At 62.2% G+C, this 26,115-nt stretch carries 25 protein-coding genes and 1 pseudogene; 4 read left to right on the top strand and 22 right to left on the bottom strand.

Features of this window, described 5'->3' with window-relative positions; all coding sequences use genetic code 11:
• Nucleotides 1-33 precede the first annotated feature (33 nt).
• The 3 genes from ntrC to dusB are packed head-to-tail and all read right to left on the bottom strand — an operon-like array spanning nt 34 to nt 3,652.
• On the bottom strand, nt 34-1,485 hold the full coding sequence (gene ntrC / locus ACIPSK_RS03300; RefSeq protein ID WP_017964172.1) for a nitrogen regulation protein NR(I): 1,452 nt from the start codon (nt 1,483-1,485) through the stop codon (nt 34-36).
• Nucleotides 1,482-2,636 (bottom strand): two-component system sensor histidine kinase NtrB, encoded by a 1,155-nt coding sequence (locus ACIPSK_RS03295; RefSeq protein ID WP_017964171.1) that lies wholly within the window; start codon nt 2,634-2,636, stop codon nt 1,482-1,484. The genes ntrC and ACIPSK_RS03295 overlap by 4 nt, the downstream gene beginning before the upstream one ends.
• On the bottom strand, nt 2,633-3,652 hold the full coding sequence (gene dusB / locus ACIPSK_RS03290) for a tRNA dihydrouridine synthase DusB (RefSeq protein WP_162118801.1): 1,020 nt from the start codon (nt 3,650-3,652) through the stop codon (nt 2,633-2,635). The genes ACIPSK_RS03295 and dusB overlap by 4 nt, the downstream gene beginning before the upstream one ends.
• Before the next feature lie 142 nt (nt 3,653-3,794).
• On the opposite strand from dusB, the gene ACIPSK_RS03285 reads away from it, so the two are divergent.
• Both ACIPSK_RS03285 and ACIPSK_RS03280 read left to right on the top strand, forming a co-directional pair.
• Entirely contained in the window at nt 3,795-5,015 is a 1,221-nt protein-coding gene (locus tag ACIPSK_RS03285; RefSeq protein WP_162118757.1) for a bifunctional 2-C-methyl-D-erythritol 4-phosphate cytidylyltransferase/2-C-methyl-D-erythritol 2,4-cyclodiphosphate synthase, read from the top strand.
• A complete protein-coding gene (locus ACIPSK_RS03280) occupies nt 5,012-5,512 on the top strand; it encodes a CinA family protein (protein WP_162118758.1) in 501 nt (166 codons plus the stop codon). Before ACIPSK_RS03285 ends, ACIPSK_RS03280 begins: the two co-directional genes overlap by 4 nt.
• 14 nt (nt 5,513-5,526) lie before the next feature.
• On the opposite strand, the gene ACIPSK_RS03275 is transcribed toward ACIPSK_RS03280, so the two are convergent.
• The 16 genes and pseudogenes from ACIPSK_RS03275 to ACIPSK_RS03200 form a co-directional block, all read right to left on the bottom strand.
• Nucleotides 5,527-5,979, bottom strand: a complete 453-nt coding sequence (locus ACIPSK_RS03275; protein ID WP_017964167.1) for a type II toxin-antitoxin system RatA family toxin — start codon at nt 5,977-5,979, stop codon at nt 5,527-5,529.
• 9 nt (nt 5,980-5,988) lie between these two features.
• The gene (locus tag ACIPSK_RS03270) at nt 5,989-6,585 is read right to left on the bottom strand and encodes an AAA family ATPase (RefSeq protein WP_162118759.1); all 597 of its coding nucleotides are present in this window, start codon (nt 6,583-6,585) and stop codon (nt 5,989-5,991) included.
• Nucleotides 6,586-6,618: 33 nt separating this feature from the next.
• On the bottom strand, nt 6,619-7,167 hold the full coding sequence (locus ACIPSK_RS03265) for an AAA family ATPase (protein ID WP_162118760.1): 549 nt from the start codon (nt 7,165-7,167) through the stop codon (nt 6,619-6,621).
• 284 nt (nt 7,168-7,451) lie between these two features.
• Nucleotides 7,452-8,423 carry a lipoyl synthase gene (gene lipA, locus ACIPSK_RS03260; protein ID WP_162118761.1) on the bottom strand — a complete coding sequence of 324 codons (972 nt, stop codon included), beginning with the start codon at nt 8,421-8,423 and terminating at the stop codon, nt 7,452-7,454.
• A 48-nt stretch (nt 8,424-8,471) separates the two neighbouring features.
• Nucleotides 8,472-8,720: a GlsB/YeaQ/YmgE family stress response membrane protein gene (locus ACIPSK_RS03255; RefSeq protein WP_162118762.1), complete on the bottom strand. Its 249-nt coding sequence runs from the start codon at nt 8,718-8,720 to the stop codon at nt 8,472-8,474.
• A 24-nt stretch (nt 8,721-8,744) separates the two neighbouring features.
• Complete coding sequence (locus ACIPSK_RS03250; RefSeq protein ID WP_003539329.1) at nt 8,745-8,999, bottom strand: GlsB/YeaQ/YmgE family stress response membrane protein; 255 nt, start codon at nt 8,997-8,999, stop codon at nt 8,745-8,747.
• A 74-nt stretch (nt 9,000-9,073) separates the two neighbouring features.
• The gene (gene lpdA / locus ACIPSK_RS03245) at nt 9,074-10,522 is read right to left on the bottom strand and encodes a dihydrolipoyl dehydrogenase (RefSeq protein WP_162118763.1); all 1,449 of its coding nucleotides are present in this window, start codon (nt 10,520-10,522) and stop codon (nt 9,074-9,076) included.
• 17 nt (nt 10,523-10,539) lie between these two features.
• A pseudogene (locus tag ACIPSK_RS03240) lies at nt 10,540-10,752 on the bottom strand (GNAT family N-acetyltransferase); the annotation flags it as partial.
• A gap of 67 nt (nt 10,753-10,819) precedes the next feature.
• Nucleotides 10,820-11,461: an SGNH/GDSL hydrolase family protein gene (locus tag ACIPSK_RS03235; protein ID WP_162118764.1), complete on the bottom strand. Its 642-nt coding sequence runs from the start codon at nt 11,459-11,461 to the stop codon at nt 10,820-10,822.
• A 19-nt stretch (nt 11,462-11,480) separates the two neighbouring features.
• On the bottom strand, nt 11,481-12,827 hold the full coding sequence (locus tag ACIPSK_RS03230; protein WP_162118765.1) for a pyruvate dehydrogenase complex dihydrolipoamide acetyltransferase: 1,347 nt from the start codon (nt 12,825-12,827) through the stop codon (nt 11,481-11,483).
• A 15-nt stretch (nt 12,828-12,842) separates the two neighbouring features.
• Nucleotides 12,843-14,237, bottom strand: a complete 1,395-nt coding sequence (locus ACIPSK_RS03225; RefSeq protein ID WP_162118766.1) for a pyruvate dehydrogenase complex E1 component subunit beta — start codon at nt 14,235-14,237, stop codon at nt 12,843-12,845.
• Between the two features lie 15 nt (nt 14,238-14,252).
• Nucleotides 14,253-15,299 (bottom strand): pyruvate dehydrogenase (acetyl-transferring) E1 component subunit alpha, encoded by a 1,047-nt coding sequence (pdhA, locus tag ACIPSK_RS03220; protein WP_024320711.1) that lies wholly within the window; start codon nt 15,297-15,299, stop codon nt 14,253-14,255.
• Between the two features lie 145 nt (nt 15,300-15,444).
• Nucleotides 15,445-15,765 carry an FtsB family cell division protein gene (locus ACIPSK_RS03215; RefSeq protein ID WP_017964158.1) on the bottom strand — a complete coding sequence of 107 codons (321 nt, stop codon included), beginning with the start codon at nt 15,763-15,765 and terminating at the stop codon, nt 15,445-15,447.
• Nucleotides 15,766-15,954: 189 nt separating this feature from the next.
• Nucleotides 15,955-17,229, bottom strand: a complete 1,275-nt coding sequence (eno, locus tag ACIPSK_RS03210; protein ID WP_017964157.1) for a phosphopyruvate hydratase — start codon at nt 17,227-17,229, stop codon at nt 15,955-15,957.
• 142 nt (nt 17,230-17,371) lie between these two features.
• Entirely contained in the window at nt 17,372-18,217 is an 846-nt protein-coding gene (kdsA, locus tag ACIPSK_RS03205; RefSeq protein ID WP_162118767.1) for a 3-deoxy-8-phosphooctulonate synthase, read from the bottom strand.
• Nucleotides 18,214-19,110, bottom strand: a complete 897-nt coding sequence (locus tag ACIPSK_RS03200) for a VOC family protein (RefSeq protein ID WP_162118768.1) — start codon at nt 19,108-19,110, stop codon at nt 18,214-18,216. The genes kdsA and ACIPSK_RS03200 overlap by 4 nt, the downstream gene beginning before the upstream one ends.
• A gap of 197 nt (nt 19,111-19,307) precedes the next feature.
• Between ACIPSK_RS03200 and lexA the strand changes: the two genes are divergently transcribed.
• The gene (gene lexA, locus ACIPSK_RS03195) at nt 19,308-20,027 is read left to right on the top strand and encodes a transcriptional repressor LexA (RefSeq protein ID WP_162118769.1); all 720 of its coding nucleotides are present in this window, start codon (nt 19,308-19,310) and stop codon (nt 20,025-20,027) included.
• Here the strand turns inward: lexA and ACIPSK_RS03190 are convergent.
• The gene (locus ACIPSK_RS03190; protein WP_162118770.1) at nt 20,008-22,440 is read right to left on the bottom strand and encodes a ComEC/Rec2 family competence protein; all 2,433 of its coding nucleotides are present in this window, start codon (nt 22,438-22,440) and stop codon (nt 20,008-20,010) included. The genes lexA and ACIPSK_RS03190 overlap by 20 nt on opposite strands.
• A gap of 290 nt (nt 22,441-22,730) precedes the next feature.
• Between ACIPSK_RS03190 and gltA the strand changes: the two genes are divergently transcribed.
• Nucleotides 22,731-24,020, top strand: a complete 1,290-nt coding sequence (gene gltA, locus ACIPSK_RS03185; protein ID WP_017964153.1) for a citrate synthase — start codon at nt 22,731-22,733, stop codon at nt 24,018-24,020.
• Nucleotides 24,021-24,056: 36 nt separating this feature from the next.
• Here gltA and lpxB read toward each other — a convergent pair whose 3' ends face one another.
• Together lpxB and ACIPSK_RS03175 are read right to left on the bottom strand one after the other, a co-directional pair.
• Nucleotides 24,057-25,235 (bottom strand): lipid-A-disaccharide synthase, encoded by a 1,179-nt coding sequence (gene lpxB / locus ACIPSK_RS03180; protein ID WP_162118771.1) that lies wholly within the window; start codon nt 25,233-25,235, stop codon nt 24,057-24,059.
• Entirely contained in the window at nt 25,232-26,113 is an 882-nt protein-coding gene (locus ACIPSK_RS03175; RefSeq protein WP_162118772.1) for an LpxI family protein, read from the bottom strand. Before ACIPSK_RS03175 ends, lpxB begins: the two co-directional genes overlap by 4 nt.
• Nucleotides 26,114-26,115 lie beyond the last annotated feature (2 nt).

The following is a 26,115-nucleotide window of genomic DNA, read 5'->3' as shown; positions in this document are numbered from 1 at the left end:
CCGCATGCCGGCCCGATGCGAGCGCGAACACACTCAGGCAGTGCGGGAACTCCTGTAGACGGAGACGCCAAGTTCCCTGATCTTCTTGCGCAAGGTGTTGCGGTTGAGACCGAGAAGATCGGCGGCCTTGATCTGGTTGCCGCGTGTCGCCGTCAGGGCTGCGAGGATCAGCGGATACTCCATTTCCGTCAGCACGCGGTCATAGAGGCCGGGCGGCGGCAGATTGTCCCCGAAGCCTGCGAAGTAGCTGCGCATGTTCTCCTCGACCGCCTGTGCGATCGTCATCGATCCGCTGCGGATCGGCCCCTTGTCGATCGGGCTGTCAGGCACGTCGGAACGAAGTTCGGCGTCGATGATCTCGCGGGTGATGACATCCTGCGGATAGAGCGCCATCAGACGGCGGATGAGGTTTTCCAGTTCGCGGACGTTGCCCGGCCAGGCATAGGCCTTCATCAGTTCGAGCGCTTCCTGATCGAAACGCTTGGAGCCGAGGCCTTCCTTTTCGGCCTGCTGGATGAAATGGCGCACCAGATCGGGAATGTCCTCGGCGCGATCGCGCAGCGGCGGCAGGCGCAGCGGCACGACATTGAGGCGGTAATAGAGGTCCTCGCGGAAGAGACCCTGGTTGATCGCCTGCTTCAGGTCCTTGTTGGTGGCGGCAACGATGCGCACGTCCGTGCGGATCGGCGTGCGGCCGCCGACGGTGGTGTATTCGCCCTGCTGCAGGACGCGTAAGAGCCGTGTCTGGGCGTCCATCGGCATGTCGCCGATCTCGTCGAGGAACAGCGTGCCGCCTTCGGCCTGTTCGAAACGGCCGGTCGAGCGGGTCTGCGCGCCGGTAAAGGCGCCCTTCTCATGGCCGAAAAGTTCGGATTCGATCAGGTCGCGCGGGATCGCCGCCATGTTGATTGCAACAAACGGGCCGTTGCGGCGCTTGCCGTAGTCGTGCAGCGCGCGGGCGACGAGTTCCTTGCCGGTGCCGGATTCGCCGGTGATCATCAGCGTCAGGTCCGTCTGCATCAGCCGGGCGAGCACGCGGTAGATTTCCTGCATTGCCGCCGACCGGCCGACGAGCGGCATGCCGTCCTGCATGTCGTCTTCGAGCTTGGCGGGCTTGCGCTTCGGTTCCGCCAGCGCCCGGCCGATGATGCCGATCAGCTCGGTGAGGTCGAAGGGCTTCGGCAGATAGTCGTAGGCGCCTTTTTCCGAGGCCTTGATGGCGGTCATGAAGGTGTTCTGGGCGCTCATGACCAGGACGGGCAGGTCGGGCCGCGCCTTCTTGATGCGCGGCAGCAGATCGAAGGCGTTTTCGTCGGGCATCACCACATCGGTGACGACCAGATCGCCCTCGCCCGCGGAAATCCAGCGCCAGAGGGTAGCGGCGTTGGAGGTGATGCGAACGTCATAGCCGGCGCGGCTCAAAGCCTGGTTGAGCACGGTCCGGATGGCCGCATCATCATCTGCAACGAGGATCGTGGCTGTCATCGAGAAGGTCCTGTCGAGCTTGCTATAGAAGCGTCTTCAAGCGAGGCGTCCTTCGACGCCGGCATGAGAACGCGGAATGTCGTGCGGCTGTTCTGGCTGTCGCATTCGATGATGCCGCCGTGATCGCCGATGATCTTGGCGACCAGCGCCAGCCCGAGGCCGCTGCCGTTCGGCTTGGTGGTGATGAAGGGATCGAAGAGATGCGGCAACAGATCGAGGGGAACGCCGGGGCCGTTGTCGTGGACGCAGAATTCCAGCGGCAGCGAGATCTTCTCGCGCGTGCCGGCGACCGAAAGACGGATGCCCGGGCGATAGGCGGTCGTCAGCATGATCTCGCCGTCCGGCCGATCGCCGACCGCTTCGGCGGCGTTCTTCACCAGATTGAGGAAGACCTGGACGAGCTGGTCGCGATTGGCATAAACGGCCGGCAGCGACGGGTCGTAACTCTCGGTGACCCGGATGTTGCGGGCAAAACCTGCCTTGGCGACCGCCTTCACATGATCGAGCACGGAATGGATATTGACCGGCATGCGGTCGACAGGACGTTCGTCGGAAAAGACTTCCATACGGTCGACCAACGAGACAATGCGATCGGTCTCGTCGCAGATCAGCCGGGTCAGCGCCCGATCCTCGTCGACCGCAGACTGTTCGAGCAGCTGGGCAGCGCCGCGTATACCAGAGAGCGGGTTCTTGATCTCATGCGCCAGCATCGAGGCAAGGCCGGTCACCGAGCGGGCGGCGGCGCGATGCGTCAGCTGCCGGTCGATCTTGTCGGCCATCGAGCGTTCCTGAAAGACGATGACGACGGCGCCGGGCTCGCTGAGCACCGGGGCGACGTAGAGATCGACGAGCTTGTCCTGTCCGAGGCGGGGCGAACTCAGGTCGACGCGATATTCGTTGACCGGCGCCTTGCGCTCGCGCACCTGGTCGATGAGGGCAAGCAGCGGGCTGCCGAAAGGGATGAAGGTCGAGATGCGGTAACGCGCCAGATGCGAGGCGCTGGCACCGAAGAAGGCCTCCGCCTCCCAATTGGCGAAAACGACGAAACCGGATTCGTCGACCATGATGACCGGGTTCTGGATGGCGTTCAGTACGGCCATGGCGACGGTCCCGCCGGCGTGATCGGACGGAGATATCATATCCTTCGTCATGCCGCCTCCCGGCTGTCGACAATATTCACAGCCAGCGCATCATAAAGGCGCGCGGCCACCTCGCGCGGATCGCGCGAGGTCATGATCTCCGCCTTTTCAGCGCCTGACAGAGCCGGGGCGAAACGCTGGAGATACCAGCCAAGGTGCTTGCGGGCGTGGCGGATCGCCACCGCTTCGCCGTAGAAATCCAGCATCATCCGGTAATGTTCGACGGCGATATCGGCGATCTCCTGGCGTCGCGGCTCGGGCTCACCGGCAAGGACGCCGGCATGCCACGGTCTGCCCTGACAGCCCCTGCCAATCATCACGGCATCGGCGCCGGAGCGACGCAATATTTCCTGCGCGTCGCCAGCGGTTTCGACATCGCCATTGGCGATCAGCGGAATGGAGATCACCTCGCGTACGGCGCGGATAGCATCCCAATCGGCGCGGCCTTCATAGAATTGCATGCGGGTGCGCCCATGAATGGTCACAAGCTGGATGCCGGCGGCTTCGGCGCGACGGGCGATATCAGGCGCGTTGATGGAATTCTCATCCCAGCCGAGGCGCATCTTCAGCGTTACCGGAATGTCGACAGCCTTGACCGTCGCCTCGATGAGGCCGAGCGCCTGATCGGGCTCGCGCATCAGCGCCGAGCCGGAATAACCGCCGATCACCTTCTTTGCCGGGCAACCCATGTTGATGTCGATGATATCGGCGCCGTGATCGGCGGCGATCTTGGCCGCCTCCGCCATCCAGTGCGCCTCGCGCCCGGCAAGCTGCACCATATGCGGCCGGAAGCCGGCAGCGCTGAACCGCGACCAGGATTCGGCGGTGTCGTTGACCAGTTCACGGCTCGCCACCATTTCTGTGACGACGAGGCCGGCGCCGAAGCGCCAGGCAAGCTCGCGATAGGGCATGTCGGTGACGCCGGACATCGGCGCCAGCACAACGCGGTTCCGCACAGACACGGGTCCGATTCGGAAAGGCGCTGCGAGGTCCTGGGAAATCAAATGATTATCTTTCGGGCATACAATAGAACTGCATTATTTTTAGCCACTATTCCCTGGCTTGCCAAGGGGGCTGGCACCGGAATTGATATTTTTCGGGCAGATGCTGGAAAAGGCCCAAGCAAGACGTTAGAGCACTCCGGTCAATTCCGCATAATTTAGGGGATTTATGCTGCAAATGCCTTCTAAGCAACCGATATCGGCTGGAATTGTCATCGTTGCCGCCGGCCGCGGCGAGCGCGCAGGATCCTCCAAGGAAGGCCCCAAGCAGTATCGCATGATCGGCGGCAAACCGGTTATCGTGCATACGCTTGAAAACTTCATGACATGGGAAGCGGCAACTGAGATCGTCGTGGTCATTCATCCAGATGACGAGGCGCTGTTTGCGAGAGCCTTCCGCCACATCATCTCGGCAACGCCCATCGAAACGGTGCATGGGGGTGCAACGAGGCAACAATCCGTCCTGGCAGGCCTCAGATACCTCGAGGACAAGCACATCAGTCACGTGCTGATCCATGATGCCGTGCGACCTTTCTTCGACCATGTGCTGCTCGATCGCATTGCCGCGAGCCTTCGCGCCGGAGCCCAGGCGGTCCTGCCGGCGATCCCGGTCACCGACACGCTGAAACGCGCCGATAATGCCGGCACCGTGCTGACCACGGTGTCCCGCGAGCATCTCTACGCGGCGCAGACGCCGCAATCCTTCGCCTTCGAAACGATCCTCGATGCGCATGAGAAGGCAGCCGCGAGCGGTCGAGGCGATTTCACCGACGACGCCTCGATCGCCGAATGGCTGGGCATTCCGGTGACGATCGTCGAGGGCACGGCCGACAACGTCAAGCTGACGGTCAAGAACGATATTGCCATGGCCGACGACAAGCTGTCGACGTCGCTGCTTCCGGACGTGCGCACCGGCAACGGCTACGACGTGCACCAGCTCGTCGCCGGCGATGGCGTGACGCTCTGCGGCGTGTTCATTCCGCATGACCAGAAGCTGAAAGGACACTCCGATGCCGACGTTGCGCTGCATGCGCTGACGGACGCGCTGCTCGCCACCTGCGGCGCCGGCGATATCGGCGATCATTTTCCGCCGTCCGACCCGCAATGGAAGGGTGCAGCTTCGCGGATATTCATCGAATATGCCGCCCGGATCGTGCGCGAGCGCGGCGGCACGATCATGAATGCCGACGTCTCGCTGATCGCCGAGGCGCCGAAAGTCGGCCCGCATCGAGACGCCATGCGGGCGAAACTGTCGGACTATCTCGGAATCGATATCGAGCGCTGCTCGGTCAAGGCGACGACCAACGAGACGATCGGCTTCGTCGGCCGACGCGAAGGCATCGCGGCGATCGCGACTGCCACCGTCGTCTATCGCGGGAGGAAAGGATGAGCCTTTTTCCTCAAGATATCATTTCCACGGCGGAGGCGATCATCCGTGACTTCACGGCTGCAGGGCTGATGGTCTCGACCGCCGAATCCTGCACCGGCGGCCTGATCGCCGGGGCGCTGACGGAGATTTCGGGTTCGTCCGCCGTCGTCGACCGCGGCTTCGTCACCTATACGAATAGCGCAAAGATCGAGATGCTCGGCGTGCAGGCGGAAACGCTCTCGCGCTTCGGCGCGGTCTCGGAGGAAACGGCGCGGCAGATGGTGCATGGCGCCCTCTTCCGCTCACGCGCCGAGATCGCCGTCGCCGTCACAGGCATTGCCGGCCCCGGCGGCGGATCCGCCGAAAAGCCGGTCGGCCTCGTGCACCTCGCCGCCAAATCGCGCGCCGGCGCGCTCATCCATCGGAAAATGCACTATGGCGATATCGGCCGCAGCGAGGTTCGGCTAGCGACGATCAGGATGGCGCTGGAGATGGTGCGCTCGCTTCTTGCTGCCTGAGGCCGGTTCGCTCATCAAGCCGGTGTGTAGATCCTGTTTGCCCTGGTCTCGAAGGCTTCGGTGAACATGCGGAAAGCGCGGTCGAACATCGAGCCCATCAACGCGCCGAGAATACGGCTCTTGAACTCGTAATCGATGAAGAAATCGACGGTGCAGCCGCCGGACGGCGTCTCGGCGAAATGCCAGCGATTGTCGAGATATTTGAACGGGCCATCGATATATTTGACCTCAATGACGTGCTCGGCCCGGTTCAGCAGCACCTGGGTCGTGAAGGTCTCGCGGATCGCCTTATAGCCGACCGTCATGTCGGCGACGAGCAGGATCTTGCCGTCGCGCTCCTTGCGGCTCCTGATGGCGAGCGCTTCGCAAAGCGGCAGGAATTCCGGATAGCGCTCGACGTCGGCGACGAGGTCGAACATCTGCTCGGGCGAATGCGGGACGGGACGGTGTGTTTCGAATTGCGGCATAGTCGGCAATTAAGCGGGCCGGCCGAGAAGATCAAGAAGCTCGCGCATCTGGCGGCGGGATTTTAGCTGAAGAACCGGCACGTCAGAGCCGTGCTCGGCGATGCCGGCGACGAGGCGCGGCGCGAATTTCTCCTCGAAGGTCCAGATGAAGCGGAGGAATTCCAAATCGATCTTCTCGATACAGCCCGGCGCCATTTCGGGGCGAGTGCGGCCGATCCATTTCGCCCATCGGCTGATGGCGCCCCAGACGCAGACAAGCCGCGGCATCCGGACCCAGACGACGAAATCGGTGCGTGGCAGCCGAATGTCCAGGGATGACGGGTTCGTGCCGTCCATGATCCAACGCTCTTCGAGGATCCGGCTGGCGATGATATTTCTCTGCTCGGCCCTGTCGCGCGTGACCCAGCCGGGAAGCCAAAATACGTCGCGATCGAGCGAAACGTAGGAAAGCCCGAAGCCCTTGGCGATCTTCAGCGATAGCGTGGATTTGCCGCCGCCCGAGCAGCCCACGACGAGGATTCGGCTGGCTGTACGGATATGCTCCGCAGCCTGTTTAAGATCGGTGATCTGCTGACGCAGCGGCAGCTCTACTTTCTGATCCATCATGCAACTCCCTCGGCCGGCGCCTGCGCTTCGCTGCTACGTGCGAAGGGCGGCCAGCTGGCCAGCTGCTTCGCGTGATCTTATGGTGACAGTGGCATTTGTAAGCCCATGATCCCGAAGTGCCGCTTCGATCAAGGGGGCGGCATCGCGCTCGAAATTCCAGATATAGGCAAGCGCGCCCAGCGAAAGATGTTCAGGGCAGCCGGCAGGCAGTTCGGGGCGGTTGCGCCCGAAATAACGGAACGCTCTCGATATGGCGCCGTAAAGGCATGCATATCTCGGTAGCCGAAGCCAAATGACGGCGTCGGCGCGTGGCAGGCGAAGATCGAAGGAGTTCAGCCCGGTTCCATCCATGATCCAGCGCTCTTCCGCCACGGCCTTGGCGATCAGGCGGTCGATCTCGTCGCGCGGCCTCTTTCTCCAGCCCGGCAGCCAGTAAAAGTCGCGGTCCATGGAGATATAGCCAAGGCCGAGCGCTCGCGAAAGCCGCTTTGCGAGCGTGCTCTTGCCGCTACCGGGGCAGCCAATCACCAGGATGCGGTCGGCTTCGATCAGCGTCGACTTCAAACCGAATTTGACCTTCATCGTCGCCCTCAAGATACGACACCTCGGCCGAGGAGAACGGCGAGGCCGGCCCCTCATCCGCCTGCCGGCACCTTCTCCCCGCTTGCGGGGCGAAGGGAATATGCCGCGACCTCTCCGTCCCTCGCCCACTTCTCGCAGGGCACGTCCCCTCGCCCCGTTTACGGGGAGAGGGTTAGGGTGAGGGGCAGCCATTGGCGCGAACAGGGCAACCGCGGCACCAGCTCGAGCAGCCGAAGCATGGTTGGTCGACTTTATCAGCAGTCTGATAAAGCAAGCGCCAAATCTCACTCAGCGGCGATCAGCAGCTTCTTTTCGCGCGCCGCCCGCAGCCGGGCGAAGTCGTCGCCGGCATGGTGGGAAGAGCGGGTCAGCGGGCTGGAGGCGACCATCAGGAAGCCCTTGCTGTAGGCGACCGTCTCGTACGACTTGAACTCGTCGGGAGTGACGAAGCTTTCGACTTTGTGGTGCTTGCGGGTCGGCTGCAGGTACTGGCCGATCGTCAGAAAGTCGACATCGGCGGTGCGTAGATCGTCCATCAGCTGCAGGACTTCGTTTCGCTCTTCGCCGAGACCAACCATGATGCCCGATTTGGTGAACATGGTGGGATTGAGTTCCTTCACCCGCTGCAGCAGGCGGACGGAATGGAAGTAACGGGCGCCAGGGCGAACCGTCAGATAGTTGCCGGGCACCGTTTCCATATTGTGGTTGAAGACGTCGGGCTTGGCGGCGACGACGCGCTCCAGCGCACCCGGCTTCTTCAGGAAATCGGGCGTCAGGATCTCGATCGTCGTCATCGGCGAGGCGGCACGGATTGCCCAGATCACTTTTTCGAAGTGCTCGGCGCCGCCGTCCTCCAGGTCGTCACGGTCGACCGAGGTGATGACGACGTGGCTGAGGCCCATCTGCTTGACCGCCTTGGCGACATTCTCGGGCTCGGCCATATCGAGCGCATTTGGCTTGCCGGTGGCGACGTTGCAGAAGGCACAGGCGCGGGTACAGATCTCGCCCATGATCATGAACGTCGCATGCTTCTTGTCCCAGCACTCGCCGATATTCGGGCAGCCGGCCTCCTCGCAGACGGTGACGAGCTTGTGCTCCTTCACGATCGCGCGCGTCTCGGCATAACCCTTGGAGGTCGGCGCCTTGACGCGAATCCAGTCCGGCTTGCGCATGACTTCCGTGTCCGGCCGATGCGCCTTCTCCGGATGCCGCACGCGCTTGGCGTCGGGATTGATCGTATCGAGGATGGTCACCATTGCAGTTTCAGCTTTCTATCGCCCCTATGCGGCAAATCTCATTCGGATCTAGCGCCGCACCAGCCGCGCAAGGAATATCAACAAGCAGGCGCCGAGGAAACCCGTCACGAAGTAACCAAGCCGCCCGCCGACCACCTCGAGATGAAACTGCGCGAGGATGGCGCTTGCGACGACCGAGCCGACGATGCCGAGCACGATATTCAGGAAAATCCCGTATCGCGCTTCCATCAGCTTGCCGGCGAGCCAGCCTGCAAGACCGCCGATGATGATTGCCGAAACCCAGCCGACGCCTTCCATTCCTGCCCTGCCCTCTTTTGACCCTTAAGCGACCGCTCTTGCGATCAGAACCACGATAATGGCACCGACCGTCGCGTGGATGATCTGCACGACTAGCGCGTTTTCAATGCCCAGCGAAATGCCGAGTGCACTGAACAGATAACCGCCGACGAAAGCGCCGATGATGCCGCTCAGCAGGCATCTTATCAGCCCACCGCCACCGACGACCAGGCTTGCGAGGAAGCCTGCAACCAGGCCGATCAACAAAAATACCAGCAACGCCTGCGTCTCCATAGACATGATGATTTCCTTTCGTTTTTTCCACCCTCGGAGTGGCTTTCCCCTCCGGACATAGAGGGCGGGATCGGAAATTATCAAGCGTTCAGGACGCGGCCGTAAGCATCGAGCACCGCTTCCTTCATCGATTCCGACACGGTCGGATGCGGGAAGATCGTGTGCATCAGTTCTTCCTCGGTCGTCTCGAGATTCATCGCGACGACGAAGCCTTGGATGAGCTCGGTGACTTCGGCGCCGACCATGTGGGCGCCAAGCAGCTCGCCGGTCTTCTTGTCGAAGATCACCTTCACCATGCCCTGATCTTCACCGAGCGCGATCGCCTTGCCGTTCGCTGCGAAGGAGAAGCGGCCGACGCGGATGTCGCGGCCCAGTTCCTTGGCTTTGGCTTCGGTGATGCCGACGGAGGCGACCTGCGGATTGCAATAGGTGCAGCCCGGGACCTTGCCCTTGTCCGTGGGATGAACGTTCGGGAGGCCGGCGATCTTTTCGACGCAGACGACGCCCTCATGCTCTGCCTTGTGCGCCAGCATCGGTGGGCCGGCGACATCGCCGATCGCATAGATGCCGGCGACATTGGTCTTGCCATAGCCATCGATGACGACGCAGCCGCGGTCTGTCTTGACGCCGAGCGCCTCGAGACCGAGGTTTTCGATATTGCCCTGAACGCCGACGGCCGAAATCAACCGGTCCGCGGTGATCTGCTGCACCTTGCCATCAGCCGTCTCGACGTGAGCGGTGACGCTGTCGGCGGCCTTCTCGACCTTGGTGACCTTGGCACTGGTGAAGATCTTGAGCCCGCGCTTTTCAAGCTGCTTGCGGGCGATCGCGGTGATCTCGGCATCCTCGACCGGCATGATGGTCGGCATGACTTCGACGACCGTCACGTCGACGCCCATCGAGCGATAGAAGCTGGCGAATTCGATGCCGATCGCGCCAGAGCCCATGACGATCAGCGACTTCGGCAGCACATCCGGCTTCAGTGCCTCGAAATAGGTCCAGATCAGCTTGCCATCCGCCTCGATGCCGGGCAACGCGCGCGGGCGGGCGCCGGTGGCGATGATGATATGCTTGGCGGTATAGGTGCCCTCGCCGCTCTTGACGTTCTTCGGCAGCGGATGCTGTGGCTCGACGACCGGCTTCGACGGCTTGCCGACGACGATCTCACCTGGCTTGGTGATCTTCGCCTCGCCCCAGATGATGTCGATCTTGTTCTTCTTCATCAGGAAGCCGACACCGGCATTCAGACGGGCGGAAACGGCGCGCGAGCGGCCGACGACGGCCTTGGCATCCGGCTTGACCGTGCCTTCGAGAACGAGGCCGTAATCCTTGAAATGATTGGCATGGTCGAGCACCTCGGCCGAGCGCAGCAGCGCCTTTGTGGGTATGCAGCCCCAGTTCAGGCAGATGCCGCCCATATGCTCGCGCTCGACGATCGCGGTCTTGAGTCCGAGCTGGCTGGCACGGATGGCGGCGACATAGCCGCCGGGACCCGAGCCGATGATGATGACGTCGTAGGATTCAGCCATGTGTTTCCTGCCCTTTGTTACGCTGCGCTGCGGGTCATGAGCACCCACGCGTGTCTCTTGCTGTTTTCGAAGAGCGGCACGGCATCGGCGCGCGCAGCCTCCAGGAATCCGTTTCTTGCATAAAGCGACAAAGCCGCTTCGTTGTCCCTTGCGGTGATCAGGCTGACGGGCCGCCGATCCGTCCTTTCGATCTGGTCGTCCAGCAGCCCGCGTCCGAAGCCACACCCGCGACCTCGCCAATGACAGCATTCCGCCAGCTGCCGACGGCTTCGTCCTCGCTCATGAAGGAGGTCATGCTCAGATCCCCAGCATCATCCGCACGATTGATTCCAGCCCGCGGCCGAGCGCACGCGTATTCTCCGCATCGAGATGGATGCCATCGATCGGTGTGGTCTTGGCGACGGAATTGCCGTCGAAGAAGCCACAACCGAGTTCGTCGGCAAGATCACGATAAAGCGTTGCAAGCTTTGCCGATTCCTCGATGCCGCCGGGAAACGACGCGGCGAAGGGCACATTGCCCGTCGCACGGATCGCCGGCGGCGCCACGATCAGAATCTCCGGCCCATCGAATTCGAAGGGCCAGGCGTGATTGCGGATCAGCCGCACGAGCCGGCTGATGCCCTGGCATGCGGCAAAGGCCGAACCCGCCACAACCGGCTTCATGTCGTTGGTGCCGAGCAGAAGGACAACGAGGTCGAGCGGCGCATGCGTCTGCAGGACCGTCGGCAGGATGCGCGCACCGTTGCGGTCGCAATCGGCCAGGTGGTCGTCGAAAGCGGTCGTGCGACCGTTCAGGCCTTCGGCGATGACGCGCGCCTCACTGCCGAGCGCGGCTTGAAGCACGCTCGGCCAGCGATTCTTGTAATCATGACGGCCGATCGTCTCGGCGTCATAACCCCAGGTCAGCGAGTCGCCATAGCAAAGAACGGTCTTGGTCATTTCCGCCTCCGCGCCGCTATCAGACAAGCATGCCCATCGGGTTCTCGATGTAGCCCTTGAAGGCCTGGAGCAGCTCGGCGCCGAGCGAGCCGTCGACGCAGCGATGGTCGGTCGAGAGCGTGACTGACATCACGGTGGCGATCGCCATTTCGCCCTTCTTGACGACGACCCGCTGTTCGCCGGCACCGACCGCGAGGATCGTCGCATGCGGCGGGTTGACGACGGCCGCGAAGTTCTTCACGCCCATCATGCCCATGTTGGAGACTGAGCTGGTGCCGCCCTGATATTCCTCAGGCTTCAGCTTGCGGTCCTTGGCCCGCTTGCCGAGATCGCGCATCTCGTTGGAGATCGTCGACAGGGTCTTTTCCTCGGCCTTGCGAATGATCGGCGTGATCAGGCCGCCGGGGATCGAGACCGCGACGCCGACATCGGCATGCTTGTGCTTGACCATGTTGCTGTCGGTCCAGGAGACATTGGCATCCGGAACGTCGCGCAACGCCAGCGCCATGGCCTTGATGACCATGTCGTTGACCGAGAGCTTGTAGGCCGGAGCGTTGTCCTTGCGCGGGGCCGCATCGTTCAGCTGGGCGCGCAGCGCCAGCAGTGCATCGAGCTCGCAATCGAGGCTGACGTAGAAATGCGGGATCGTCTGCTTGGATTCGACCAGACGCCTGGCGATCGTCTTGCGCATGCCGTCATGCGGTACAAGCTCGTAGGAGCCTGGTTCGAAGAGCTTGAGCACGGCTTCTTCGGACGCGCCTTTCGGTGCGGCGGCCGGAGCCGGCGCGGCGGTCGCGGATACAGGCGCAGCAGCGGCCTTGGCGCCACCACCGGCAACGGCGATTTCGATGTCGCTCTTGACCACGCGGCCGTGCGGGCCGGAGCCTGCGACCGCCGAAAGGTCGATACCCGCTTCCTTGGCCAGCCTGCGAGCGAGCGGCGAAGAGAAGGTGCGGTTGCCATGAGACGAAACCGCGGCGGGCGCGGCGGTGGTTACAGGTGCAGCAGCCGGAGCAGACTGGGCCGGAGCCGGTGCAGCCTCGGCTTTCGGCGCGGCTGCACCGTCAGTTTTCGGTGCCGGAGCGGCGGAACCCGCACTGCTTGCGGCAGCGGAGACATCCTCGCCATCGGCGGCGAGAACCGCGATCAGCGCATTGACCTTGACGCCTTCGGTGCCGGCGGCAACGACGAGCTTGGCGACCGTGCCTTCATCGACGGCTTCGACTTCCATCGTCGCCTTGTCGGTCTCGATCTCGGCGATCACATCGCCAGACTTGACCTTGTCGCCTTCCTTGACCAGCCATTTGGAAAGATTGCCTTCCTCCATGGTCGGAGAGAGGGCGGGCATCGTGATATTGATCGGCATCGAAACACCCTCCCCTTATTTGTAGCAAACAGCCTTCACCGCATCGACCACTTCGCCGACGTTCGGAAGAGCGAGTTTTTCGAGATTGGCGGCGTAAGGCATCGGAACGTCCTTGCCTGCGATCGTCAGGATCGGCGCATCGAGATAGTCGAAGGCCTGCTGCATGACGCGGGTGGCGATTTCGGTGCCGACGGAGGACTGGGGATAACCCTCCTCGACGGTGACCAGACGGCCGGTCTTCTTCACCGATTCGATGACAGTCGGCAGGTCCATCGGGCGGATGGTGCGAAGGTCGATCAGCTCGACGTCGATGCCGATCTTCTCGAGTTCGGCGACAGCCTTGGTGGCATAGCTCATGCCGATGCCGAAGGAGACGACCGTGACGTCCTTGCCCGGACGATGGATGCGGGCCTTGCCGATCGGCAGCACGAAATTGTCGAGCTTCGGCACGTCGAAGTGCTGACCGTAGAGAATTTCATTTTCGAGGAAGATGACCGGGTTCGGATCGCGGATTGCAGCCTTCAGCAGGCCCTTGGCGTCGGATGCCGTATAGGGCATGACGACTTTCAGGCCGGGAATGGCGCTATACCAGGCAGCATAATCCTGGCTGTGCTGGGCGCCGACGCGAGCGGCTGCACCATTCGGGCCGCGGAAGACGATCGGAGCGCCCATCTGGCCGCCGGACATATAAAGCGTCTTGGCGGCGGAGTTGATGATCTGGTCGATCGCCTGCATGGCGAAGTTGAAGGTCATGAACTCGACGATCGGCCGAAGGCCGGCCATGGCTGCACCGACGCCGACGCCGGCAAAGCCATGCTCGGTAATCGGCGTATCGACGACGCGGCGGGGGCCAAATTCCTGCAGCAGCCCTTGCGTGACCTTGTAGGCGCCCTGGTATTCGGCGACTTCTTCGCCCATGACGAAGACGTTTTCGTCGGCGCGCATTTCCTCGGCCATGGCGTCGCGCAGCGCTTCGCGCACGGTCGTCGACACCATTTCGGTGCCGGCCGGGATTTCCGGATCGTTCTGCACCTGGGCTTTCGGCTCGGCCGGAACAGGTGCGGATGCCGGAGTTGCAGCCGGCTTTTCCTCCTGCGCGGCCTGCGGTGCAGCAGCAGGAGCCGGCGCTGCTGCCGGAGCGGACGCAGACATGTCGGATGCGGATTCACCGTCCTGCAGGAGAACGGCGATCTTGGCGTTCACCTTGACGCCTTCGGTTCCGGCAGGAACCAGAAGCTTGCCGATGACGCCTTCGTCGACGGCTTCGACTTCCATCGTCGCCTTGTCGGTTTCGATTTCGGCGATCACGTCGCCTGAGGTGACCTTGTCACCTTCCTGCTTCAGCCATTTGGACAGTGTGCCTTCTTCCATGGTCGGAGAGAGGGCGGGCATGAGGATATCGATAGGCATGGGTTCCCTCCCCGATTAGAGCAGAATGTCGGTATAGAGCTCGGATACATCCGGCTCCGGATCGGCCTGGGCGAAGTCGGCGCTGTCGGCGACGATGTCGCGGACATCCTTGTCGATCGCCTTCAGATCGTCTTCGGAAGCCCAGCCCTTTTCGACGAGGCGTGCCTTCACCTGTTCGATCGGGTCATGCTCGGAGCGCATCTTCTGCACCTCGTCCTTGGAGCGATACTTCGCCGGGTCGGACATGGAGTGACCGCGATAACGATAGGTCAGCATTTCGAGAATGATCGGGCCCTTGCCGGAACGGCAATGTTCGAGCGCTTCGTCGGCGGCCGCCTTGACGGCGCGGACGTCCATGCCGTCGACCTGAATGCCGGGGATGCCGAAGCCGGATCCGCGAAGCGAATAGTTCGACTGCGCTGTGGCGCGGGCGGTCGAGGTGCCCATGGCGTAACGGTTGTTCTCGACGATATAGACGATCGGCAGCTTCCAAAGAGCCGCCATGTTGAAGCTCTCGTAGACCTGGCCCTGGTTGGCAGCGCCGTCGCCGAAATAGGCAATGGAAACATTGTCGTTGCCGCGGTAGCGGTTTGCGAAGGCAAGACCCGTTCCGAGCGAGACCTGGGCGCCGACGATGCCGTGACCGCCGTAGAAATGCTTCTCTTTCGAGAACATGTGCATCGAGCCGCCCTTGCCGTGGGAATAGCCGCTGCGACGCCCGGTCAGTTCCGCCATGACGCCGCGCGCTTCCATGCCGGTTGCCAGCATATGGCCGTGGTCGCGATAGGCGGTGATGACCTGGTCGCCTTCCTTCTGCGCCATCTGCATGCCGACGACGACAGCTTCCTGACCGATGTAGAGGTGACAAAAGCCGCCGATGAAGCCCATGCCGTAAAGCTGACCGGCCTTCTCCTCGAAGCGGCGGATCAGCAGCATCTCGCGATAGGCCTTCAGCTCTTCATTGCGATCGAAGTCGGCTACCGGGCCGCCATTCGATGCTTTGGCTGCCGGTTTTGCTGCAGTTTTGCGGCTGGAAACGGTCGCGGTCTTTCGCGGCGCCATTCAACCCTCCCTATGGGTTTGTCGTTTCTTGGTGGCGCGTACCATAGGGAAGAAACATGACCACAGCAATGCCATAATTGCATGGCTCGTATTCGGTGCTAAGCTATGGAAATAACTATGAAAATTTCAATTAACCTGTTTTCGGTTAATTGGAATAATGGTTGAAGACGACGATCTCGTCCGCACGCGACATGTTGAGCTGATAACGCGCTTTTTCGTCCAACATATCCTTGTCGAGCGAACCGTCACTCAGCAGCGCGACCTGATTTTCCAGATGTTCGCGCTTCGCCTTCAAGACTGCAAGCTCTTTTTCACGCGCAACACGCTGATGCTCGAACGTCTCCGTCGCGCGCAGGCCGTAATCGCCATGGATGCAATGATAACCGAAATAGGAGAGGAAGGCGACCGTCATGGCCGGAATGACGAAGCGACCGATCTTTCTCTTCTTATGATGCTTTGTCCACATACACGCATGCTCTTGAACGCATTACCAATTCGTTCAATCTAACGCGCAGAGATTAACCGTTCGTTGACTCTAAAAACCGCGCAATAAAAAACCCGCGCCGGTGAACTGACCCCCCGAAAGTTGGACATCCAACCTTCGGGGGTCTGTTCACGGGAAGGCGCGGGTCAAGCCATTGGAAATCAGATCCGATCAGCCGCGAATGATCGAGCGACCGGCATACTGGGCCTGGGGGCCGAGGCCTTCCTCGATGCGGATCAGCTGGTTGTACTTGGCAAGGCGGTCGGAGCGCGACAGCGAGCCGGTCTTGATCTGACCGCAGTTGGTGGCGACCGCGAGATCGGCGATGGTCGAATCTTCGGTCTCGCCGGAGCGGTGGGACATGACGGCTGTATAGGCCGCCTTGTGCGCCGTGTTGACGGCATCGAGCGTCTCCGTCAGCGTGCCGATCTGGTTGACCTTGACGAGGATCGAGTTGGCGACGCCCATGCGGATGCCGTCGCGAAGACGGGCGGAGTTGGTGACGAAGAGATCGTCGCCGACGAGCTGGGTCTTTTTGCCAGCCAGGTCGGTCAGCGTCTTCCAGCCGTCCCAATCGTCTTCGGCCATGCCGTCCTCGATCGAGATGATCGGATACTTGCCGGCGAGCTCGGCCAGATATTCGGCCATGGCGCCCGATTCCAGCGTGCGGCCTTCACCTTCGAGAACGTATTTGCCGTCCTTGAAGAATTCGGTCGAGGCGCAGTCGAGGCCGAGGCACATGTCGTCGCCCGGCTTGTAGCCGGCTTTCTCGATCGACTTCATGATGAAGTCGAGGGCTTCCGGCGCGCTCTTCAGACCCGGTGCGAAACCGCCTTCGTCGCCGACATTGGTGTTGTGGCCCTGGCTAGCAAGCTCCTTGCGCAGCGTATGGAAGACTTCCGAACCCATGCGCACGGCTTCGGCGATCGAATCGGCGCCGACCGGCAGGATCATGAACTCCTGGAAATCGATCGGGTTGTCCGCGTGGGCGCCGCCGTTGATGATGTTCATCATCGGCACCGGCAGCAGGCTGGCGGAAGCACCGCCGACGTAGCGGTAGAGCGGCAGGCCGGACGCCTGGGCGGCAGCCTTGGCGACGGCGAGCGACACGCCGAGGATGGCGTTGGCGCCCAGGCGCGACTTGTTCGGCGTGCCGTCCAGCTCGATCATGATGTTGTCGATCTGGATCTGGTTTTCGGCGTCGATGCCGCCGATCGCGTCGAAGATCTCGGTGTTGGCGGCTTCGACCGCCTTTTCGACGCCCTTGCCCAGGTAGCGCTTGCCGCCGTCGCGCAGTTCGACCGCCTCATGCGCGCCCGTCGAGGCACCCGAGGGAACGGCCGCGCGGCCCATGCTGCCATCTTCGAGATAGACATCGACTTCGACGGTGGGGTTGCCACGGCTATCGAGAATCTCGCGGGCGATGATATCGGTGATTGCAGTCATGGGTTCTTCCTGCTCGGTGGGTGATAAATCGGTTCGAAACCTGTCTTAGTCGAAGGCGTGCAAATTACAATGCTGCAATTTCCAGCCCTTCGGACCGTGTTCGGATCTCGCCTATAGCACGATCATGTCAGGCTGTTGAACGTCAAGCCTTGGCGACCGCATCGAAGGCGAGTAGCTTTTCAAGCAGCCGCGGCATGTCCTTGAGATAGACCATGTTGGGGCCGTCGGAAGGTGCATTGTCGGGGTCCTGGTGGGTTTCGACGAACACGCCGGCGATACCGGTAGCCACCGCTGCGCGCGCCAGCGTTTCCACGAATTCCCGCTGACCGCCGGAGGATTCGCCCTGCCCGCCCGGCTGCGCCACGGAATGGGTCGCATCGAAGATAACGGGGGCGCCCATCGCCGCCATGATCGGCAGCGAACGCATGTCGGAAACCAGCGTGTTGTAACCGAAAGAGGCGCCGCGCTCGCACAGCAGCACGTTCGGGTTCCCGCTGGCATTGAGCTTCTTCAGGACGTTCTTCATATCCCAGGGAGCGAGGAACTGGCCCTTCTTGACGTTGACGACGCGGCCGGTCTTGGCCGCGGCAATAAGAAGGTCGGTCTGGCGGCAAAGGAAGGCCGGGATCTGCAGGACGTCCACGATCTTTGCCACCTCGGCGCATTGTTCGGCGGTATGAACGTCGGTCAGGACGGGAAAGCCGAATTCCTTCTTGAGGTCGGCAAAGACCTCCATGCCCTTTTCGATCCCGATACCGCGTTCGGCCGAGAGCGAGGTCCGGTTCGCCTTGTCGAAGGAACTCTTGTAGACGAGGCCGATGCCGAGCCTTCCGCAAAGCTCCTTCAGCGTGCCGGCAACCATGAAGGCGTGGTCGCGGCTCTCCATCTGGCAGGGACCGGCAATCAGCGACAGGCGGCCGGTATTGGAAAAGGTGACCTGGCCTTGGCCTTCGCCGACCCTGACGTCGGAATTCGTATCAATGCTCATCGTGTTTCCTCGAAGGCGAAGAGCGTGCCCTGCCCGGGCGCGGGCTTCACCAGAATGCGATTGTTCTTGCGCGTGTATGTCACCCCGTTAGCAGCCAAATGCGCTTCTGTCACGGCAAGATCGGCAACAGCAAAGAGGATTGCCCGGCCGCGCAGGCCGCGATCTGCGGATGAGCCGGCGATGTCGAAATAGGCCTCCAGCCCTTCCGGCGTCATCAGACCGATTTTCGCATTCGACGCCGCGACATTGACGCCGAAACCGGTTTTCTCGACTGCCGATTGCGCCGCTGCAAGGCCGACGAAGGCAGCGAATGCGGCCGGTTCCGGCGCGCAAAGCGCGATCTCCGTTATGCCGGTCACGCCATTGGCATGCGTCTCCAGCGCGGCGCGGTCGGCCGGCAGCGGATTGATACGCTCGACGGTGAAGAGCAAGAGATCAGGCGCGCGCAGGTCGCCGGCAAAAGCCAGCTTGAAGCCGGCAATCGTCTCGGAGCCGTCCGGCATCGTCATCGGCCGGGTGAACTGCAGCATCTCCCCGGCGCTCGACCCGTTGCCGACGAAATCCTGATGATCGATGCCGGCATCCTTGCTGCCGAAGGCCACCGCCGAAAGCCCCTCCGCGCCGCAACGGAAGCGGAAAGCCCGGTTGCGAGCGGTGAAGACATTGCCTCGTCGCGCCGATGCCTCGCTCTCCTCGACGCTCGCGATCCCGAGCGGCTCCAGATAGGTCTTGTCGGCAAAGAAGACGCAGGCATTCTCCGTCCCGAAGGGGTGGCGCGCATCGGCGGCAACGGTGAAGCCGAGCTTGCCGAGCCTTTCGCGCGCCAGATCGATGTCGACGACCGGCAGCACGACATGATCCAGCGGGTACGGTTTGGTGGAATGCGTGTTCATCATATCCCTCCTCAAATCGGCAAGAGATGTGCGACAGCGCCACCCTCAATGCAAGACATGTGTCCAATCCGGCGAATGAAAATAAGAATCTCGACGAGTTGGTGCCAAGTTTTACGGAAATTTAGCTACTTGCGGAACACATATGGAACATATAGTGTCTGTTCTGGATTTGTTTCAATCACGAGGTCACAACGTCGATGCTCACGCGCAAACAACAGGAGCTTCTCCTTTTCATTCATGAGCGCATGAAGGAATCCGGCGTTCCGCCATCTTTCGACGAAATGAAGGATGCCCTGGACCTCGCTTCGAAGTCCGGGATTCATCGCTTGATTACAGCGCTCGAGGAACGTGGCTTCATTCGCCGCCTACCGAACCGGGCCCGCGCGATCGAGGTCATCAAGCTTCCGGAGGCCTACAGCCCCAGCATCCAGCCGCGGCGCGGCTTTTCGCCGAGCGTCATCGAGGGCAGCCTCGGCAAGCCCCAGCCGGTCGCCGCCCCCGCTGCCGCAAAACCCGTCGCCGACAACGGCAACTCAGTCTCCGTGCCGGTCATGGGGCGCATCGCCGCCGGTGTTCCAATCTCGGCGATCCAGAACAACACCCACGACATCGTCGTTCCGGCCGACATGCTCGGCTCCGGTGAACATTATGCGCTGGAGGTGAAGGGCGATTCGATGATCGACGCCGGCATCTTTGACGGCGACACCGTGATCATCCGCAACGGCAGCACCGCAAGTCCTGGCGACATCGTCGTTGCTCTCGTCGACGACGAGGAAGCGACACTCAAACGCTTCCGCCGCAAGGGCGCCTCGATTGCGCTCGAAGCCGCCAACCCGGCTTACGAGACCCGGATTTTCGGGCCGGACCGTGTCAAGGTTCAGGGCAAGCTCGTCGGTCTTATTCGCCGCTATCACTGACCTTGGCTAAACCGGGCTCGGTAAAACTATTGCTGCGCCAGTCATAGGCGCGATGGCGCATCCATGGCCGCGACAATGCATCGAATGCGGTTGCCACCTCCAGGCCGGCGTTCGTGAAGCGCAACTCGACGGAACCGGTCCTGCGCAGCGTTTCACCGGTGAAGAGCGTCGCACCTGAGCGGCAGCTGTTGAAGCGCAGGCGGACCGACGTCACGACGATATCGGCGGCGTCGCATGCGGGGCCGAGATAGGCGGCATTGTCGATGACGGCCACGACCTGGCCATTGCCAAGCCTTGATGTGCACCAGGCCTTTTTGACGCAGGAAAAGCGGTTTGCTTCACCGGCCGCTGCGGCTGCACGCATCGCGGTCCTCGCTTCGGTCTGCTGATCGCGGGAAAGCCTGACGCGGCGGTCTTCTCCCTCCGGCGGGATAGCAGGACCATCCAGCATCTTCGGCGGATCATGCGTCGGCAGGACCAGCGCCCTCTGCCATTGGTCGAAGATGAAATCCGGCGGTCGTTCACGGTTGGACGCCATGGCTGCCGCCTCGACGACCGCGACGAGATTGCCATCCTCCGAAATTACCAGATCCGGCAGCCGGGGAACCGGTAGAAGCAACAGGAGGAGCGTCGAGACTGCGATGATCGATGTGCCGGAATGGCGCAGTCGCGTCCGGAGCAGCGTCAGCAGAAGAAAGCCTGCCACGGCGACGGCGAAATACCAGGCGGGCAAGCGGCCAACGTCGATATTGCCGCCCCAGCCGGACACCGTCTTTGCGACTGCGATCACCAGATCGAGGCCGAATCCGACGACCTTCCAGGCCCAAACATCCAGACCGAAAGGCATGAGCAGCATCGCCAGCAGCCCGGCCGGCATGACGATAAAGGAGATGATCGGCATCGTCGCGAGGTTTGCCGGCAGGCCATAGGCGGTCAGGCGATGAAAATGCTCGATCGAAAACAGCGCGGTTGAAAAGCCGCCGATCAGCGACGTCAGGAAGACGCCGCCGAAGAAACCCGCAACCGTAACGATCGGCCTGATGATCGGCAGCTTGAGGAAGGCGTTTTCGCGGACGCGCCGGTCCTTCCATAGCTGATAGCCCGAGACCAGCGCCAATGTCGCTGCAAAGGACATCTGGAAGCTCGGACCCAAGACCTCGGACGGCGAAATGGCGATGATGACGAGCGCGGAGAGCGCGACATTGCGCAGGCTGATCGACGGCCGGTCGAAGAAGACGGCAATCAACATGATGGCCATCATGATGAAGGCGCGTTCGGCAGAGACCCCAAAGCCCGAGATCAGGAAATAGGCGGTCACGGCGATGAGCGCGCCGGCGGCAGCGATCTTCTTCGTCGGATAGGCCTCAGCGACGCCGGGAAAGAGGCTGAGCAACATCCGGAACCCAACGAAGAAGATACCGGCCGACAGCGCCATGTTGAGGCCGGAGATGGCGACGATATGAGCCAGGCCGGACTGGCGCAGCGCTTCCGTCGTCTCATTCGAGATGGCGCGCCGCTCGTCCGTCACCAGAGCAGCGGCGAAAGCGCCGGTGTCGCCAGGCAAGATCGACCTTATGCGGTCGCCAATGCCGCTGCGCAGCCAGTAGAGCCCTTCGAGCAGAGCTTCCCACGTCGATCTTGCCGCCTGCGGACCTGCCTGCCAGTCGACCTTCGACGGCGCGCCGTAGAAGAAGCCGTTCGCGCCGATGCCATCGAAATAGGCACCGAAGGAGAAGTCGTTGAGCTCAGGAAGTGCTGGACCTGCCGGCGGCGTCAGCCGCGCCCTGCCGGTTATGATATCACCGATCTCGAAGGGCGCGTCTGCGCCGCGGGTGATCGCGGTTATGCGTTCGGGCGACCGCTTCACTTCCGGCGCCTCCGTACCGATGACGGCAAGAATGTAGCGCCACCGGCCGCGACCGTCGCCTTCGCGCCGTTCCACACGGCCGGTCACCGTCGTCGTGACGGCGGAATCGAGGATCACGGTCGAAGCCCGCCAGCTCTCGAGCTGCGCGGAGGCCATGCCGCAGGCCACAAGTGCAAGCGCCAGCAGCGTTGCCCGCAATGCCGCCCGGCTGCGGCTGGCGATGAGAACGGCGACGATCAGCAGCAACAGGCAGAGCAGCGATGCAACGAGCGGAAAGTCCGATGCCGCGAGAAACCAGAAGGCTGACCCGGCACCGAGGAAGACAGGCGAGACCAGCAGCAGACGGCCGTGGTCCGCCTCTTCGCTCAGCATGCCCATGCCGATACGCAGCGATTGCGAGGCTGCTGCCGGCAGCCGGTGCCGCAAGGGGCTCGTCGACTGCGTTCTTGTCGGGCGCTTCACCATGACAGGTGGAGAAAAACCGGCGGAGTCGGCGAGGCCTTCGCCTGCTTCCGGCCGCAATTCGACTGTGGTCAACTCCTGCATGTGCCGCCCAAGCCCAGCTGCGAAGGCGGCCAGAATGCAACCTCCGATCAAATCCGGCAAGCATAATCGATTGAAATACGAGGGAAAATCGCAAGCGCCAAAAGACGAGTTGAATCATCGGCTTCCGATATGCGTGCGGCTCATCGCTGCAGTGCCTAAAAGGTGATACCGCAATGCACAAAATGCCGTCACGGTAACTTGGCATTAGCTTCGCGATCATATAGCTATCGGTGAGGACGCTTAACCCCTATGGCGCTTTTATGGCGCCACCGCCATTTCGGAGGATCAGCATGACGGATCAAAGCGCTACAATAAAAATCGGTGACAAGTCTGTCGACCTTGCTGTCAAAAGCGGCACGATCGGCCCGAGCGTCATCGATATCGGTGCCCTCTACAAGAATACGGCTTCCTTCACCTACGATCCGGGTTTCACCTCGACGGCATCCTGCGAATCGAAAATCACTTACATCGACGGCGACGAAGGTGTCCTGTTGCACCGCGGCTATCCGATCGAGCAGCTCGCCGAGCATGGCGACTTCCTCGAGGTCTGCTACCTGCTGCTTTACGGCGAACTGCCGACCACCGTGCAGAAGAAGGATTTCGATTATCGCGTCACGCACCACACCATGGTGCACGAGCAGATGAGCCGCTTCTTCACCGGCTTCCGCCGCGATGCGCATCCGATGGCCGTCATGTGCGGCTGTGTCGGCGCCCTGTCGGCCTTCTATCACGACTCCACCGACATCACCGATCCGCACCAGCGCATGGTCGCCAGCCTGCGCATGATCGCCAAGATGCCGACGCTTGCCGCCATGGCCTACAAGTACCATATCGGCCAGCCCTTCGTTTATCCGAAGAACGACCTCGACTATGCCTCGAACTTCCTGCGCATGTGCTTTGCCGTGCCTTGCGAGGAATATGTGGTCAATCCGGTGCTTGCCCGCGCCATGGACCGCATCTTCATCCTGCATGCCGATCACGAGCAAAACGCCTCGACCTCGACCGTCCGTCTCGCCGGTTCGTCGGGCGCCAACCCGTTCGCCTGCATCGCCGCCGGCATCGCCTGCCTCTGGGGCCCCGCCCACGGCGGCGCCAACGAAGCAGCCCTCAACATGTTGACGGAAATCGGCACGGTCGACCACATTCCGGAATATGTCGCCCGCGCCAAGGACAAGAACGATCCGTTCCGCCTGATGGGCTTCGGTCACCGTGTCTACAAGAACTATGATCCGCGCGCCAAGATCATGCAGAAAACGACGCATGAAGTGCTCGGCGAACTCGGCATCAAGGACGATCCATTGCTCGAAGTGGCCATGGAGCTGGAGCGCATCGCGCTCACCGACGAATATTTCATCGAGAAGAAGCTCTATCCGAACATCGACTTCTATTCCGGAATCACGCTGAAGGCGCTGGGCTTCCCCACGACCATGTTCACCGTGCTCTTCGCGCTCGCCCGCACCGTCGGCTGGATTGCGCAGTGGAACGAGATGATCGAGGATCCGGAACAGCGCATCGGCCGTCCGCGCCAGCTCTATGTCGGCGAACCGAAGCGCGATTACATCCCGGTTTCAAAGCGCTGATCGCTTCAAAGGATCCCAAAAGAAAACCCGGTCAGTTCAGAAACGATCGGGTTTTTTCTTTTTCAAGACGTCGAGAAGGATCTCGGCAGCGTGCTCGCCGGGCGGCTTTTCGGTCTGCATGCGTTGCCAGACGAGATCATAACCCTCGTTCATCGCCTTCAGTTGGAACGTGTCGGCCGACAGCCGCTCCATCCAGCGCGCCAGGCTGGCGCCGCGAACGATCTCGTTCAGATATTCCGGCACGACGGCATAATCGGCGATGATATTCGGCAATGCGCCCGTCCAAACCTTGATGCGCGGGGCGAGCAGGCGGATGATCCAATCCGTCTTGTAGACGGACACCGTCGGCACGCCGGCAAGGGCGAGTTCGAGGATCACCGTGCCGGAGGCTGCCATCGCCGCATCCGCTTCGGCAAAGGCCTTCCATTTCTGCGCCGGCCCGACCGCCACCTCCGGCGGCGTGGCCCAGCCGGCAACCAGACCCTTCACCAGCGCTTCGTTGTGCGGCACGGTCGGCAGCAGGAATCGCATCGGGCCGTTGCGGGCGACGAGTTCATTGGCCGCATCCTCGAAGAACGGCAGGAGTTTGGCGATTTCGGAGGATCTTGACCCCGGAAGCATCAGGATGGTCTTGCCCGCTTCCCCGACAGATGCCCTCCCGGCGCGCAGCCGCCGCGCTTCGAGCAGCGCCGGATCAGCGATCAGGCGATGGCCGACATAGGTGGTCTCAGGCCCGCCGAGCGCACGCATCGTCGCCGGCTCGAAGGGCAGGACGGCGAGCACATGATCGACATAGGGCAGCATGCGCGTGGCGCGATATTCCTTCCAGGCCCAGACGCTCGGACAGACATAATTGACAACAGGCAGATCGGGCAGTGCGATCCGGACACGCTTAGCGACTCGGTGGGTGAAGTCTGGGCTATCGATAATGAGAAGTATGTCCGGCCTGGCGGCGACGATGGCAGCCGTTGTCTTCCGGATCAGGGTATAGAGCCTTGGCAGCCGGCTCAGCACCTGGGTGATGCCCATGATCGACAGCTCGGAAAAATCGAACAGCGATTTCAAACCTTGGGCCTGAAGCCCCTCGCCGCCGACACCGACGAGTTCGATCGGTCCGGCATGGATCCGCTTCAGGGCCGCAACCAGATCGGCGCCGAGCAGGTCGCCCGACACCTCGCCGGCGATGACGGCGATCTTCAGCGGCGCCCCGGTCATTCGAGCCCCCATGCCGGCAGCTCGCGATCGATGCCGCAGACGAAAAGCCCGGCCTCATCGGCGGCCTTGAGGACGGCGGCGCGATCGAGCACCAGCGAACGGCCTGCCTCGACCGCCACGCCGGCAAGCCCCGCCTTCTTTGCATTCAGGACCGTGGAAACGCCGATTGCCGGCAGGTCTGCGCGAATATCCTGCTGAGGCTTGCAGAGCTTGACGAGCGCGCCGCGACGGCGTGGAGAGATGCGTCCGGCGGCTCTCAGACCGGCGACACGCTCCAGCATCTCGTCCGTGCCTTCCAGCCCCTCCAGCGCGACGATGCGCCCGCCGATGGCGACGGCGCCTTGGCCGACATCGAGCCGGCCGAGCATCTCGGCGGCTTCCGCTGCACGGTTGATATCGCGCCGGTCTTCTTCGCCCGGTATCGCCGTGCCGAGCGGGCCGACGGCGGCAAGAAGGTCGGGGGCGATCTCATGGGCACCGACGACACGCCTGCCGTTTCCCTCGATCAGCCGGATCACCATCTGTAGCACCTTATCGTCGCCGCCAGAAAGCAAGGTGCGGATCACGGCCGGCATCTTCATCAGAGTGCGCAGCGTCGGGCGCACCTCGCGCCATTCCGGCCGGCGCCGCACGCTGCCGGACATGACGACACGGCCGATGCCGTAGCGGTTCAAGAGGCCCTCGAGAGCTGCAAAATCGCCGATGCCGATGACGGCATGGTCATACGCTTCCCAACGCCGGTCGCTTTCATCCTTCAGCGCGACGATGACGGGATTTTCGCCCGCCGCGCGCGCGGCTTCGGCGACATAGGAAGGCAGAAGGCCGCCGCCGGCGATGATCGCCAGCCGGCCCGCAGCGGTGTCGCCTGATAAAGCCACGG

This window comes from Rhizobium sp. LARHSG275 (assembly GCF_052871115.1).
This window is presented reverse-complemented; position numbering and strand designations above follow the sequence as displayed.